Annotated in this window: 12 protein-coding genes; 7 read left to right on the top strand and 5 right to left on the bottom strand. The window is 55.0% G+C overall.

Annotated elements, in window-relative coordinates:
* The first annotated feature begins 60 nt into the window (after positions 1 to 60).
* The 4 genes from KF752_18200 to mscL all read left to right on the top strand — a co-directional run bounded on the left by KF752_18200 (position 61) and on the right by mscL (position 4918).
* Positions 61 to 732 carry a PEP-CTERM sorting domain-containing protein gene (locus tag KF752_18200; GenBank protein ID MBX3423491.1) on the top strand — a complete coding sequence of 224 codons (672 nt, stop codon included), beginning with the start codon at positions 61 to 63 and terminating at the stop codon, positions 730 to 732.
* 131 nt (positions 733 to 863) lie between these two features.
* Positions 864 to 2669, top strand: a complete 1806-nt coding sequence (locus KF752_18195) for an exosortase/archaeosortase family protein (GenBank protein MBX3423490.1) — start codon at positions 864 to 866, stop codon at positions 2667 to 2669.
* Between the two features lie 29 nt (positions 2670 to 2698).
* Positions 2699 to 4342 carry a hypothetical protein gene (locus KF752_18190; GenBank protein ID MBX3423489.1) on the top strand — a complete coding sequence of 548 codons (1644 nt, stop codon included), beginning with the start codon at positions 2699 to 2701 and terminating at the stop codon, positions 4340 to 4342.
* Between the two features lie 111 nt (positions 4343 to 4453).
* Complete coding sequence (gene mscL, locus KF752_18185; GenBank protein ID MBX3423488.1) at positions 4454 to 4918, top strand: large-conductance mechanosensitive channel protein MscL; 465 nt, start codon at positions 4454 to 4456, stop codon at positions 4916 to 4918.
* Positions 4919 to 5088: 170 nt separating this feature from the next.
* Here mscL and KF752_18180 read toward each other — a convergent pair whose 3' ends face one another.
* The 3 genes from KF752_18180 to KF752_18170 form a co-directional block, all read right to left on the bottom strand.
* Complete coding sequence (locus KF752_18180) at positions 5089 to 5781, bottom strand: AAA family ATPase (GenBank protein MBX3423487.1); 693 nt, start codon at positions 5779 to 5781, stop codon at positions 5089 to 5091.
* A 230-nt stretch (positions 5782 to 6011) separates the two neighbouring features.
* The gene (locus KF752_18175) at positions 6012 to 7538 is read right to left on the bottom strand and encodes a BBP7 family outer membrane beta-barrel protein (GenBank protein ID MBX3423486.1); all 1527 of its coding nucleotides are present in this window, start codon (positions 7536 to 7538) and stop codon (positions 6012 to 6014) included.
* Positions 7539 to 7784: 246 nt separating this feature from the next.
* Positions 7785 to 8444: a serine/threonine protein phosphatase gene (locus KF752_18170; protein MBX3423485.1), complete on the bottom strand. Its 660-nt coding sequence runs from the start codon at positions 8442 to 8444 to the stop codon at positions 7785 to 7787.
* Positions 8445 to 8598: 154 nt separating this feature from the next.
* Between KF752_18170 and KF752_18165 the strand changes: the two genes are divergently transcribed.
* From KF752_18165 to KF752_18155, 3 genes are all read left to right on the top strand, one after another.
* A complete protein-coding gene (locus tag KF752_18165) occupies positions 8599 to 10092 on the top strand; it encodes a serine/threonine protein kinase (GenBank protein MBX3423484.1) in 1494 nt (497 codons plus the stop codon).
* The gene (locus KF752_18160; GenBank protein ID MBX3423483.1) at positions 10089 to 10553 is read left to right on the top strand and encodes a hypothetical protein; all 465 of its coding nucleotides are present in this window, start codon (positions 10089 to 10091) and stop codon (positions 10551 to 10553) included. The genes KF752_18165 and KF752_18160 overlap by 4 nt, the downstream gene beginning before the upstream one ends.
* Before the next feature lie 62 nt (positions 10554 to 10615).
* A complete protein-coding gene (locus KF752_18155; protein MBX3423482.1) occupies positions 10616 to 11365 on the top strand; it encodes a class I SAM-dependent methyltransferase in 750 nt (249 codons plus the stop codon).
* A gap of 231 nt (positions 11366 to 11596) precedes the next feature.
* Here KF752_18155 and KF752_18150 read toward each other — a convergent pair whose 3' ends face one another.
* Together KF752_18150 and KF752_18145 are read right to left on the bottom strand one after the other, a co-directional pair.
* A complete protein-coding gene (locus KF752_18150; protein MBX3423481.1) occupies positions 11597 to 13324 on the bottom strand; it encodes a glutamine--tRNA ligase/YqeY domain fusion protein in 1728 nt (575 codons plus the stop codon).
* A gap of 240 nt (positions 13325 to 13564) precedes the next feature.
* Positions 13565 to 14395, bottom strand: a complete 831-nt coding sequence (locus KF752_18145; GenBank protein MBX3423480.1) for an AAA family ATPase — start codon at positions 14393 to 14395, stop codon at positions 13565 to 13567.
* Positions 14396 to 14410: the final 15 nt, after the last annotated feature.

The following is a 14410-nucleotide window of genomic DNA, read 5'->3' as shown; positions in this document are numbered from 1 at the left end:
CAAGCTGCCTGTCCGGAACAAATATTATGTATTTACTTCATCTTTGAAGAGAGAATGGACATGAATATTTCGAGACTGGCTTCAATGTGTTTAGCGTTGGGGTTATGTTCCTTGGGAGCGTTCCAGGCAAAGGCTGATTTCTATGTCGTAGTCGGAGATGGGACGGAGTATGTTTTCAGTCCTGGAGACACCGCCGTCGAAATTCCCATCTACGGCTATAACACGGCCACAATTACGCCCATTACGTTTACCGCATTTGATTTGGCGTTTGACGTATCTAGCGTTGCGGATGGATACAATGGTGCGGGAATTCCCGGCAATTACTTTACAAACTTCGGTGGTATTCCGGTGGCTGGAACTGTCTATGTGGATGACGCTCCTGATCCGGTTGGCGCACCGGGGCACGACGTGATTTACAGCGCGACGATTGGTAGTGGATTATTACTCCCGCCGGCCGGTACATTGGCCACTGCAGTTAAGCTGGGAACGTTTACATTCGACATCTCAGGGGCGACTCCCTCGGGCATCTATGGATTCAAGTTTGTTCCCAACGCAACCTATGATGGCAGCACGCTTGTGAATTCCGCATCCACGAACCCTGTGTTCCAGGTTGTCTCGGGCGAAACCTATCGCAATCAATTTCGAGTTATTCCTGAGCCGTCATCGTTTGCACTTTTGGCGCTGGGCACACTTGGTGTCTGTAGCCGACGTCGGCGATTGAGTTCCGTCTGATTCCGCTTTTTATAGCCATCCCAGCATGGAGAATTGGGCCGACCGCCATCAGTCCTCATGTGGAGGATTATTGTGTGAGTTCGATGGTGGGTTAGCTGTTGGTTTGTTGGCGGCGGTCTAGGAGAGCAGCCGTGGGCGATGAACTTCCTCCGGTTGTAACCGCCGTTCCGGAGGCGGAGCCGCAGTTGCGTGGGATGGCTCTTTCTGGCCCAATCGTATGGAATCTGGTTGCCGGTCTGTTGCCAGCCCTGGCTATCGGGCCGCTGCTATTTGGGCAAGCCATGCATCTGTGGGCTGACCCCAAAACGCAATTGGGCGTGTTGGTTTGGCTGTTTGTGGCCGTCGTTGTCTCAGCCACCTGTCGAAGTTGGCAGCTAACACAGAATCACTGGCGTATCGCAATAGCGATTGCCGCTAATCTTGTAGCCTCGGTGTGTTTCGCCGTGGGCGTCATGCAATGGCAGTTTGAGTTCGTTCAAGCTGCTGCTGCCATTTTCTTGGTCGCCTGGGGGTTAGTGCGCTGCGGTCAGCAGGCGTGGTATGAAGTGTTTGGCTGGGGATGCCTGTTAGCGATTACCATTCCGGTACCGGGCCTGTATACCGATTTAGATCGCTGGTTGACCGAGACCGCTGGACAAATGTCTTCGCAAGCGCTGGACAGCCGTCAAATACCTAACCTGCTGGAAGATTCCGTGCTGTATGTCAAGCAGGGTCAGGTCGCGATCTCGTCGGTGCTCAGTCACAGAGTCAGCTTGTACGCTGTCATCTGCTGCACCGCCATTGGGTGTTGGTTTCGTTCAGCCAGTATGTTGCATTGCCTGCTGCTGTTCATGGTATTGCCATTATGGGTCATGGCTGGGCGTTTTGGGGCCATGCTGGCTACAACGTATGGCTTGACGCACTATCAGGATAATTGGGCAATGGGTCAGGCGCACTACTGGATTGCAGGGGGAGCAATTTTGGGCATCATGCTGCTGCTGATCTGCTCGGATCGAGTGGTGGCTGCCATGCTTCGTCCAGTGCCGATGACCGATCCCGAGACGCTACCGATATTTGCGGCTGCCAACGAGCTGATGATTTGGCCGAAAGAGGAAACGTTCGTCTTGGAACTACCTCAGGACCCTGACGAACAGGCCGAATTACAGTCGCTTCAGGTCCAATCAGGATCGAAAGTGGTCAACGAGTTAGACCTTCGATGGGGCACTCGGTGGCACGCGACGGCTGCATTGACCATTAGCGGATTGTTGCTGGTCAGCGGCTTGGTAGCCAGCTTGGTGGCGATTAGTGTCAGCGGATTGGTGCCTCCCAAGACCGTTCACCCGAATTTGGACTTACAGCCCTTCGCAGCGGTCGTCGATGATCGCCTATTTCCACAACGGCTCGATTCGTTCGAGTTACTCCATGTTGCCTGGCCAGAACGCGATGTGGCAATGTCGGACTCAGAGTCAACCAAGGGACGGCTGGCAGTTCAAGTTGACTATCGCTGGTCGGGTCTGATGGTTCAAGTTCATCTAAAAGCACCGCAACTGGAGTGGCAACCGCCGGAAATCAAGTCCCGAATAGCTAAGGCTCCGATAATTCAACTGCACCGCGACGCTGATGCCCAATCCGCCTGGCCCTGGTACTGGTGTCAGTACGTGAACGATCTGGGTGGTCACAACTATCTTTGGCAATGTGGTCTGCAGGATGACTTGAAACCTTGTCCTGTTCGGCAGACTGACGACAGCGCTGGGTTGCCGCTAATCTCGCGACTGACAGCCGATAACCAGCTAGGCAATTCTGGTCGTTTAATCTACGAAATTTTTGTATTTTGCGAGTCGGGCGAACGGTTGACGGCGCAGCAGATCGACGATCTACAAATCTTTTTTGCAACGATTAGAAAATCCATACAGTCCAGGTTGGTTTCTGGAATGCTGCAGAATGCTGCTGTCAATTGACTGCAAGGCATATAAAACGCAATTAAAAAATGGTTACCACCTTTCAAATATTTGTAGATTTGCTGCGGCTATTGCTTAGTCCCGGTACGTTTGTGTTTGGTTTGTACGAACTATGGATCTCTTGGCTGCGCACCCGCAGTTGGTGGAATGCCATGTTTGCGATTCCATTGATCGCGGTACTGGCTTTTATGCTGATCCACTCATCGCTTATTCCTTGGGTTGGTTCGGATAATCAATTGGAAACCTATTGGAACCTGGTGGAATCCGAAATGGCTGCAAACCAGCTAGCACCCGAGACATCCAGTCCAGCAGTGGCCGAAGTTCGAAGTGGACCTGGCGGCAAGAGTTTCACGCTAGTGCATGACGAGCATGTAACTCCGTTTGCGATGCTCTTGCTCCGAAGAATATTTCAGATTTCCAACTCGAACGATCGCGCGATTTATTTGGTGGCCACGGCACTTGGTCAACAGGGGCGCGCCGGGCAAGCCCGCCAATTGATGCGCCGCATTGCGCCGCTAGGAGCGCGCGGATTCGCCGGCGCACATGCGTGGTTAGCTGCCGACCAAATTCAGACCAAGGCCGTTTCCAACAATAAGGAGCGCAATGAGTTGCTGCATGACTTAGAGGCGGCGCGCGCGTGGCCAAATGTTACTCCAGCTCTCATGAACGTGTATGCAGACCTGCTTGAGCGCGACGGTCGTGTGACTGAAGCGTTAGCCATTCTGGGCGACCTTTCCTCCAGTGATCCCATGGCCAAGGTACGCATCGCCCAGATCGCCAAGCGCAACGGTCGGGAAGAAGAATACTTGACTGTCAGACAACAGCTACTGGATGACAATCGCCAAAAATTCCAGCAAGGTACCGCTACGGATCAAGACTATGTGCAGTTAGTTTCACTGTTGCTTGTGGGCGAGGACGACGAGCGAGCCATTCGGCTGGCGACTGAGGGATTGAGCGAATACAAAGAAGATCCGCAGTTGAAGCGTTTGTTATCCGACGCGTATTTGTTGCGATTCGAGAAGACAAAAAAGGTAACCGAAGAGCGCTATGAGGTTGATTTGACGTTACTGGATATGGCCCTGACCGCAGATTCGACCAACCCTGTGTTGCAGGAAAAAATCGCCGAGTTGGTGGCACTGCGCCGGATAACCAACGACAAGTTAGTGGGGCATCTACGCGAACAGATCGCCGCAGGCCGCGCCACAGCGATTTCACACTTGCTAATGGGGATCAGTAACATCCGTCAGAGCCAATTCCAGCAGGCAATCGTGCATCTGGAAGTTGCCGTTAGCTTGTCTCCGAACAATCCGTACATCCTCAACAATCTGGCCCTGTGCCTGGCTCGTCACCAGCCCGGTCAGTTGGCTCGTGCCAAGCAGTTAATTGAAACGGCGATTCAGGTTGGCGGCCCCGATGCGGAACGGTTAGACACCTATGGTGAAATACTGGCAAGCAGTGGTGATTCTGTAGCGGCGATTCGCGCCTTGGAATCCTCCATTGCAATGCAACCCAACAGACCTCAAACTCGCAAGAAACTGGCGACCGAGTATCTGAAACTGCACATGCCAGACATGGCAGCAGCCGTGCTCGCATGGAAACCCAGTCCGCCAATGGCACAGCCAAATTCGTCAGCTGCAACTCCTACTGTGAGCGAAGCTACTGAGCCCAAGTAGACCGTAACGCTGGTCGTGGCGCTGGGCAGGCTGCCATCGTGTAGAATACTGGGCGACGTGTCATGGCTGTTGTTCGTTCCGTTTTAGAGTCCCAAGTAGGAGGCGCCCAAAATGAGCTGGATCAAAGAGTTTCGTGAATTTGCCATGAAAGGCAGCGTAGTCGACTTGGCCGTAGGCGTAGTGATCGGCAGCGCGTTCGGCAAAATCGTCAGCTCGTTGGTGGCCAATATCGTCATGCCCCCCCTGAATCTGCTCACCGCCAAATATGGAGTGAACTTTACCGAACTGGCCTTGAAGGTAACTACCGAATCACCGAAGTTGAATCCTGATGGCTCGGTGGTCAAGAACGAAGACGGTTCGATCGCCATGGCGATGCAGGATTATCCCATTCTCAACTACGGTCCATTCTTACAGACTGTAGTTGATTTTCTGCTGATCGCGATGGCGATCTTTGTGGTTGTCAAAATGTTGAACAATGCCAAGAGGCGATTCGAGAAGCAGGAGGTAACTGCCCCCGCCGAGCCATCGGAGGATATCAAGCTATTGCGGGAAATTCGAGATTCGTTGCGGCGGTAGTTCAGCCATGGTGCGATGCGCCATGGTGCGATGCGCCATGGTTCGATGTGCCATGGTGCGTTGCGCGATACGACCAAGGCATTACGACCTAGATGTGGGGAGGCGTTGCTGTTGCTGCAGTGACTTCGCGGTTATTGCCATGTTGGGTAGTGCGGAACGCTGCACGCATCCTACAGTGGGCTGGACTGGTTGAACTGGCTTACCATTTTGTCCAGTTCGGCAAGTGCCTGCGTAATCTTTTTAATAAACGAGGCGTTGTGGCGTACCAACACGAAATGCGGATGGTGCATCCACAGCTCGCGCAAGCGCGAATCCAAATTGGCGGCTTGCTGAACCGATTCGGTGCGAATGGGATTGCCGCCTTCGATTCTTAGGCCGCCAATAGCGGCGCTTTCGAAGAAAATCACGCCGTCGTACCGAGCCAGTTCGGCCTGGAGCGTGGTCCCCAGTTCGCCGAAGAATTCAGCGGGCGAATTGGGCGAATAGGCCGCTCCGTCAACCGTACCTCGATCGCATAACAAGATGCGATCGGGAAACAAGAACGCCTGGACATCCTCCAGATGCCGCTGAACGTGATAGATGGCTTTTTGGCCAGCAGCGGCCGCCTGTGGTTCTGAACTGCGCGGAAATCCGCCTGAAAACAGCATGGTAGCCGACTCGGGAACGATGACTACCCGCTGACCAATCTCGCGACGAAATAGGTCTGCTGCCGTGGTCTTGCCGCCTCCGGGACCACCGGTCAATACGATGCGGCAGCGATGATTGCGCCGTTGCTGGAGGTGATCGTGCAGCCACTGCCTGCTGGAGTGGCTGAGTAAACTGTTATCGTCGGATGGTACCCCGTCAGGTGTCAATGGGCTCATGCGTTCACTTCGAGGCGATTCGTAGAGGGTCCTGAGATTCGTAGGGTGTCGTGAGCGGTCGCTCCGGTTTCACACAACGGTGTGAATGCGAATCAAGTACAGCCAAACCAACTCTATTCAGGTGGTGCGTTGCGCGATCCAACCAACTTTTGAATAGACGATGACCTGTGTAAATCGACAGCCGTATAGTTGCAATTGTTGGTATCAGGATCACTGCACACAGCCTACGGTTAGTACCGAAGCTGCAGGCCTAACCCCAACGAGCGAACCCAATAACGCGTGGGCGAAAGTCGGAGCGATGGATCGAGCGATCCGGTTAGCGGATCAGATAGATTCACGGTCAAGTCACGGTCTATCAACCCGCTGGCCTGATAGACTTTGGGGACCATCAAATAGTTGTAGCCGACCGTAAAATCGACCATCGGGCTGAGCGCCCAGGCAAGGTTCACACCAACCTCTGGCGAAATCACAAAGGTGTTGTCGATTATCGTGCGGCGGTTCGTTTCGCGGGCCAACAGGCCCTGTTGTTCGGTATTGGTCGTATTGCCAGAGGTTGTGGTTGTACTGCCGCGCACACTTAACTCGCGATTCAGATTGCCCATGCCCAGGCGAAACATGCTCTCTAGCTGAAAGCAGGCGATGCGCCGCGTGCACATAAACCCGGATGTCGTGCCATGCAGTCGATTCTGCGTTTGAAAGTGATCCATGACACCGATAGTAGTGCCTGTTTGTAGTGGAGGTATGTCGCGAATGAGCGTTGTCTGCGAGTCGATGCGCAGTCGTTCGCCGAGCGTGAAGTATTGGTAGCCGTACGTCCAATCCAGTCGCGTAAACCGATCGGCATACAACAGGCGCTTCAGGTTGACATCCAGCCCATAAAGCTCGGACCAGCCGCGCACCGCGATCGAGCCGGTGCTGTCGCCGGTAGCAGCGATCACTTGTGTATCATTGGCTGGTGATCCACTGACCGACGTATTGCGAAAGGGGCGGGCGAGGATGGGGGTACTGTCGGAATCAAAGAGATGGTTATCGTTGCGAGTGCCGGCGTTCCAGAAGCGAAACTGAATGCCATGGTTTTGGCATGGGTCGAGCCATGTGGATAGCGTTATGCGGAAGCCTGCGTTCGCATCTTGACCGAAATCGCCTTGCTGCAAAATATTCGTATCGGCTGCTGCCGCAGACGGACCTGTGGATACCAGTGGAGGCGTATCGTGCCCTTTGCGCCAAAACAGTGGCACTTCGGCTCGAACGCTCAGGCGACACAACAGCCGCGCAAGGGGACCGGGAGGCCAACCATCGCCACATATTCGTGGCCCCACCGAACAGCATTCGTCATCGCCACGGCAAGCTGCTCTACCTCCACAATCACAGCCTCCGTCAGTACAGCAACCGTTACGGCAGCCAGTTTGACGACAATCTGAACAACCGGACACGCAGCCGCAGTTGCAAGCATCCTCCATCACTTCTTGTGAACGACTAGAAGTCTCATCCAGCGCGATCGGCGTGTTGGAGAAATGCTCTGCGGGCACTGGAACGGGCGCTGCTGAGCGGTGACCGCCCGCCGACTGATCCTGGTTGCAATTGGGGCAAGTTGCCAGTCGTGCTGAAACCTTGGACGCTGACGCCTGTTTGACCGCCCCAGACTGCGCCCACAAGCTGGTGCCGGTGGCCATCCACATCAAAATTGCCCACATGCACCACTGCCGCAGGCGTCGGCCACTTGCGCAACACATTGTCCATTGGCAGTTCTGGCCCATGATAGTCCCCCTCTTTATTGCTAGCTTGTGCTTCTAGGGGAAATGCCTTTCCCCTGAAAGGGATTTTCGGAAAGGCGCTGGAACTGAAATAAGCAAACCTGGAAAGATTTTCCGATTACGACCGCAGTGCCGATTAAGTCGAGTTTCACGAACGGTTGCGGGTAGCCACCGTCGCCAGAGGGCGGACGCAGAGCAGACCAAGGTGACGTGCAGAGCCAGGCTGGTGGCCAGCTTCGCCCGAAAGCTTTAGGCCTTGAGGCGGCCTTGTCGGTCGGCCTGCCAGACTTTCCCAGAATGCACATCCAGGGCGGTCAGCCAGCCGCCGCCATAGCAGTAGGTGTCAATGCAGATCAGATGACCAACGTCAAAAATCTGCCCGGCGCGATCGTGTGTATGCCCTACCACGACGCGTTTGCCGCTGATGTGGGGAGGCGGCAGTACTTCAGACAGCTTGGCCCAGCGGAGCATTTCGAGATTTTGCTCTGCCAACGGCAATTCGGGGTCGTAATTGGCGTGGACGAACATGAAGTCTTCGGTCTCGAAGTAATCCACCATGGAATTAAAAAAAACATGGTGTTCAGGCGGAATAACCTTCAAATCTCCACTGAACTTGTAAGAATCCAAAGTGTCAACGCCACCATATTGCAACCAACGATAGGGCGGCTGGCCTTCGCGGACCACATCCAGCATCATTTCTTCATGATTGCCTTGTATGGCAACCAGCTGGCATTGACCTGAGTATTCGATCAGACGATCGATGACGCCTTTGGTATCGGGACCACGATCCACATAGTCCCCCAGAGTTACCACACAATCGGTGGGCTGAGGATCGATGGCCTTCCACAGCGTCTCCAAGGCGGCGCGGCAGCCGTGGATATCACCAATCGCGATTAGTCGACCGCTCATCTTGGATATACTAGTTGGGCAGCAGGTGCTGAAAACCGCCCAATTGTCTTCGTAATCACAAAAACGGCAACCAGTCGAACGATCGGTTTTGCACAGTTGCAGCCGGAATCGTCGGCTGTGTTCGAATCATCGCTAGACGGAACAGGACCAACTGATGTCCACGGAAACCACGGGTACATTGCTGCAAGCCTCGGGGCTGGCCAGCGGCTTGGTTTCACGCCAGCAATTGGACTATTGCTTGCGGGTCGCCCGTCATCGCCTGACGCAACAGGGAGTCTCCCAAGCCGAACTAATTTCCGACCGATTGTTGGCGGACATATTGGTCGAGCAAGAGATCGTGACCGCCTACCAAGCCGATCAATTGCTCACGGGGCGCACTCGGTTTAGCCTTGGCTCATACGTCATCACCGATTGGATTGGGCAAGGTGGCATGGGTCAGGTGTTCAAAGCGGTGCATCATGTGATGGGGCGTATCTGTGCTGTGAAAGTGCTGCCGCAATCGCGAGCCACTTCTGAATCGCGGCGAAATTTTGTGCATGAAATTCGCATGCAGGCAGCACTGGACTGTCCCTACTTGGTGCGTGCCTATGATGCAGGGCAAGACGGCAATGTGCATTATTTAGTGACGGAATTTGTACCAGGCATGGATTTGCGGCGACTGGTCAAAAGTCACGGGCCGTTGGCAGTTTCTCAAGCCGCCAAGATCATCATGCATGCCGCCTTAGGACTAGACTATGCGCATCGCACCGGTTTGGTGCATCGCGACGTCAAGCCGGGCAACATCCTGGTCACGCCCGACGGCGATGCCAAAGTCTCCGATGTTGGGCTGGCCGGATTTGCCAAAGACCTGGTCAGCGATCCTCGCGCCGGCAAGATAGTCGGTACTGCCGACTACTTATCGCCGGAACAGATTCGCACACCGCTGCAAGTCCAGTCGGTATCGGACATTTATTCGCTGGGCTGCACGTTGTACTATGCGGTCAGCGGAAAGGTTCCCTTCCCGGGCGGAGACACCAAGTCGAAATTGCGGCGGCACTTAGAAGATAGCCCCATGCACCCTCGACGATTTGTGCCCGACATTGCCGAAGATTTCGTAGACATCATCGCCGACATGATGGAGAAGGACGCTAGCAAGCGGATTGCAAGTGCAGCTCAGGTAGCCGCACGGTTGGAGCCCTGGATCAGCGATGAACACAGCTTGGGCACGATTGGCATGACACGCTCGCCGTGGATGGCCCCACCTCCTCCATCACACGAAGAGATTAGTGAAACCTCGCTGGTTGATGATGGGCGATCACAGGCTTCGATTGGGCAGAGTCTGCAGGGCACCGAGCGATCATTAGGGTCGGTTGGCACCGACGGCGCACTGGGTTCAGATGCGGCGGAATCCACGAATATCCCCCGACCTGACAGGAATCCATCCGCCTGTGACTCATTAGCACCAGACCTCGGATTGCTGATGCCCAGTGGAGGCGCGCCAGCGGCCATAGCTGCGGGTACGCCAAGCTTGCCGGAATCAATGCTCACGCCGCCTTCAATTCAGCCGACCACCAGTGCAGCGATGATCGTTGCCGTAACCGTTGCCATCGTGGTCCCGCTGGCGCTGCTGTTGGGAGCGATTCTGGGTTATATCGTTGCCTCCCGATGAAACTACCTGCACTGAATCTACACCTGTTTCGTACACCGAGTAGCGATCTGCGGGCCGGTACCGAGTTTGATTACTATGGCATTCGGTTGCGCAGTGTGCTTGTGCCACACAGCCAGCCGAGCGGCTCGATTGTGCAGCGGCAGATGGAACATAGTTTCGAGCGTGCTTGTGAAATGCTGGAACAATTGCCGCGCATGCACATTGAGCCTGACGGGTCATTTGTCTGGACGGCGGATGGGCCATGGGGAGACCGTGCCGCACGGGAAGCCTGGCAGGTCGATGGCATGCTGTATGATTTTGGCGGACGCCTGGCCCGTGTCGAGCTGAAAGGAAGTTGCCCGCGCCAGGCTTGGCTGGCACTGGTTGAATGCTTTCAGCCGGACGGTGATTTGTTGGTTTTTCTGATAAATGCAAAGTACTACATTAGGCAGCACGAATTGTTAAGAATATGGGACGAATGATCGACAGGCTTGTACCGCAACCAGCCGACGTGTTGAGGCACAATAAGCAGGCGTGGGACGATATGTCAGCGGCCAATCATGTGCTGACGTTACCGGCCAGTGACGACGAGCTGCGACGTCCACTGGAGATTGTGGACGGCATTGGCTGGCTAAACGGCGGAATTCAGGGGTGGCGAGTGCTGTGTTTGGCTGCCGGCGGGGGACGTCACGGACCGTTATATGCAGCGGCGGGAGCGCAGGTGACTGTCGTGGATTTGAGCCCTGAGATGCTGGCCAAAGATCGCGAAATGTCGCGGCGAAAAAAACTGGATATACGCACGATCGAAACGTCGATGGACAATTTGTCGGCGTTGGCCGACGAGCAGTTTGATCTGGTGATTCATCCGGTCAGTACCTGCTATCTGCCGTCGGTGGATCGAGTCTTCGCCGAGATTGCTCGAGTGACTCGACCCGATGGCCTGTACATTAGCCAGCACAAACAGCCGCTCAATCTTCAAGCATCCCTGGAGACATTCACCGGGCGCTATGTGATCCAGCACGCTTATTACGATCCTCAAGCAGTCCCACCAGCCGGCCAGCCCAGCCGCTTGCGCGAGCCCGGCACACGCGAGTTCGCGCACAGTTGGCAGGCCATACTGGGCGGCATCTGCCGTAGCGGCTTTGTCATTGAAGACTTGATTGAACCCAACCACGCCGACCCCACTGCCCTGCCCGGCTCGTTTGGCCATCGTTGCCATTTCATTGCGCCGTACCTGCGCGTGAAGGCCAGACGGCGCGGTCGAGCGACCGCTGGTACAATCGTTTTGGAGTAGGCAGGTACCCTCGCCCAATGGTGGTCTTATTTGAGTTGCTCACGATCCAATTCCACTGACTTGTTCAGCAGATTCTTCGGCTTCGTGCAAAAGTAGAAAAAAACCGAACTATCCGCCGGGTAAACCTGCGGGATTGTGACTGCGCCAGAAAATGCGACAGTGATCCAGACGACTTTCCGAGGTTCAGCGAGCAACAACGGAAATGCTCTGCGACATTGCTCCTTCGCTGAGCTACTTATGCATCTCTTTAGCCCACGAATCGCGCAAGGCCACCGTGCGGTTGAATACCAACTGGTGAGCGTTCGAATCATCATCAACGCAAAAATAGCCTAGTCGTTCAAACTGAAAGCGCTCACCGGGCCGGGCCGATTTGAGACTTGGTTCGACATGCGCGGTTAGATTCTGCAAACTATTGGGATTCAGATTATCCAAGAACGTTTTGCCTGTCGGGGCTTCATCCGGATTTTCGGTCAAGAACAGTCGATCGTACAGGCGGACCTGGGCGGGCACACTGTGCGCTGCGCTGACCCAGTGGATCGTGCCTTTAACTTTGCGCATTGATTCGTTGGGGCCACCCGATCGCGTCTGGGGGTCGTAACTGCACTGCAACTGGACGATCTGGCCGGCGGAATCTTTGATGACTTCGTCGCAGCGAATAATGTAGGCGTAACGCAAACGCACTTCGCCACCGACGGTCAGCCGGAAGAACTTGCGCGGCGCCTGTTCCATAAAATCATCGCGTTCAATGTACAGCTCACGTGAAAACGGCACCGACCGCGATCCGGCTGAAGGATCCTCTGGGTTGTTGATCGCGTCCAGCATTTCGACGCTGTCGGAAGGATAGTTGGTAATCACAACTTTGATTGGGTTCAGCACTGCCATGACTCGCGCGGCCACGGCGTTCAGGTGCTCGCGGACGGCATTTTCCAAAACGCCAACATCAATGGTACTGTGGAATCGAGCAACCCCGATGCGTTCGCAGAACAGTCGAATGCTGTCGGGAGTATAGCCCCGTCGGCGCAGCCCGCTAATGGTTGGCATACGCGGGTCATTCCAGCCATCAACATATCGTTCTTGGACAAGCTGCAGCAGCTTGCGTTTGCTCATCACAGTATACGAGAGATTCAGTCGCGCGAACTCCATCTGTCGCGGGTGGTAAATGCCCAGCTCGCGGCAAAACCAGTCGTACAGTGGGCGATGATCTTCAAATTCCAAAGTGCATATCGAATGCGTGATGCGCTCCAGAGAGTCGCTTTGACCGTGAGCCCAGTCGTACATCGGATAGATACACCAGCGGTCGCCGGTGCGGTGATGGTGCGCGTGCACGATGCGGTACATGACTGGGTCGCGCAGATTTACATTGGCGGAAGCCATGTCGATCTTAGCGCGCAACGTCCGCGCACCATTGGGATATTTGCCGTCGCGCATCTCTTGAAACAGCACCAAGTTCTCCTCAACGCTGCGATCGCGGTAGGGACTGTTTTTACCCGGCTGTGTCAACGTGCCACGATACTCTCGAGTCTGTTCGCTGGTCAGATCACAGACGTATGCTTTGCCGGCTTTGATCAGTTGAATTGCCCACTCATATAACTGGTCAAAGTAGTCGGAAGCGTAATGCAGTTCGTCCCACTGAAAGCCTAACCAGCGCACATCCTGCATGATGGAATCGACATACTCTTGATCCTCCTTGCTGGGATTGGTATCGTCGAAACGCAGATTGCAGCGGCCACCATACTTTCTGGCCAAGCCAAAATTCAGGCAGATGCTCTTTGCATGACCAATGTGCAGATAGCCGTTTGGCTCGGGTGGAAAGCGGCTGATAAAGGTCTGGCCGGCCAGCTTGGGTTGTTGCAGATCGTGCTCGACTTCCTGTTCAATGAAATTGAGACGTTCAGCATGTCGCCCCTCCGAATGGGAATCATCCGCTGCGTTGGAATCGGGGCGTTCATTGGGGCTCATCGAAGGACTCTCCTAGTCTGGCCGGCACACTTGTCAGGCGCGTGAATCAAGCCAGGATGATATCAGCCATAGGGGCTAGTCGTCAAACTGGGGTCTGGTCACTAGCCAGCTCGGTCTTGACTGCCAGCGTGGCTGTCTGGTGGCACTTCTAACTGGTGGCTACGCGGGCCCAGAGCGTGGTGGAACCACCGGCAGACATTGCCACTCCCAAAACCTCCACCTTCTGGTGACGGTAGCTACCTAGCCTACCACGGGCGTGACTAAGTCGTTGTGAACGCTGGCCACAACGTCGGCGCTGATGATCGGGCACTCTTCAGCATAGCCGACCATCAGCGCTAGATCGCACAGGCGGTTGATCTTACGAGGAATGCCGTGTGCAAGCTGATGAATGCGTTCCAGAGCCGCTTCGTTAAACACGCGTTGACTGTCACCTCCTACGGCACGCAAGCGATGCTGGATGTATCCTACCGTTTCTTCGGGTAGCAGTCGATTGAGCATACATTTGACCGCCAATCGTTCGTCCAGAGGCTGGTAACGTTCAACATGCGACAGCACGATGGGTTGTCCAACCAAGACCAACGTCCAGGCAGACTCTCCTGGCGATTGATTGGCAGCCACATTCAATAGCAGCCGTAGCGGCTCGAGCAGGCCATGCTGTTCCAGCAGATGTGCTTCATCGACCACAATTACCCCATGGCGCCCAGCCTGGATGTTGTTGACCAACAGCCGCTCGAAGCGCACCAAGTCAGCCGAAGTTTCACGCGGCCATTCGCTGTTTTGAGTATCGACTTGTTGCACCAAATAGCGTAGCAATTGGCTGCTTTCCAACGTCGGAAAAACGACGTGCTGCAGCGGACGAAATGTATCATCCAGTTGTCGTAATAGCATGTCGGCAATCAACGACTTACCCATCCCGCTGGGACCACACAGCAGCGCGGCGGCGCGGCGGTTTTCGATGGCATACCGAAGTTTCAACAGAGCCGCCTGGTGCGACTCGGCTGGGTAATATTGCTCGTGGCCGATGCGGTTTTCAAAGGGGCGAGCTTGCAGGCGCCAGTATTCTTCGTACATCTGAATTCCCGAATG

The organism is Pirellulaceae bacterium, assembly GCA_019636385.1.
In the GTDB taxonomy this organism is placed as follows: Bacteria; Planctomycetota; Planctomycetia; order Pirellulales; family Pirellulaceae; genus Aureliella.
The sequence above is the reverse complement of the archived record's forward strand: the minus strand, read 5'-3'. Positions and strand labels throughout refer to the sequence as shown.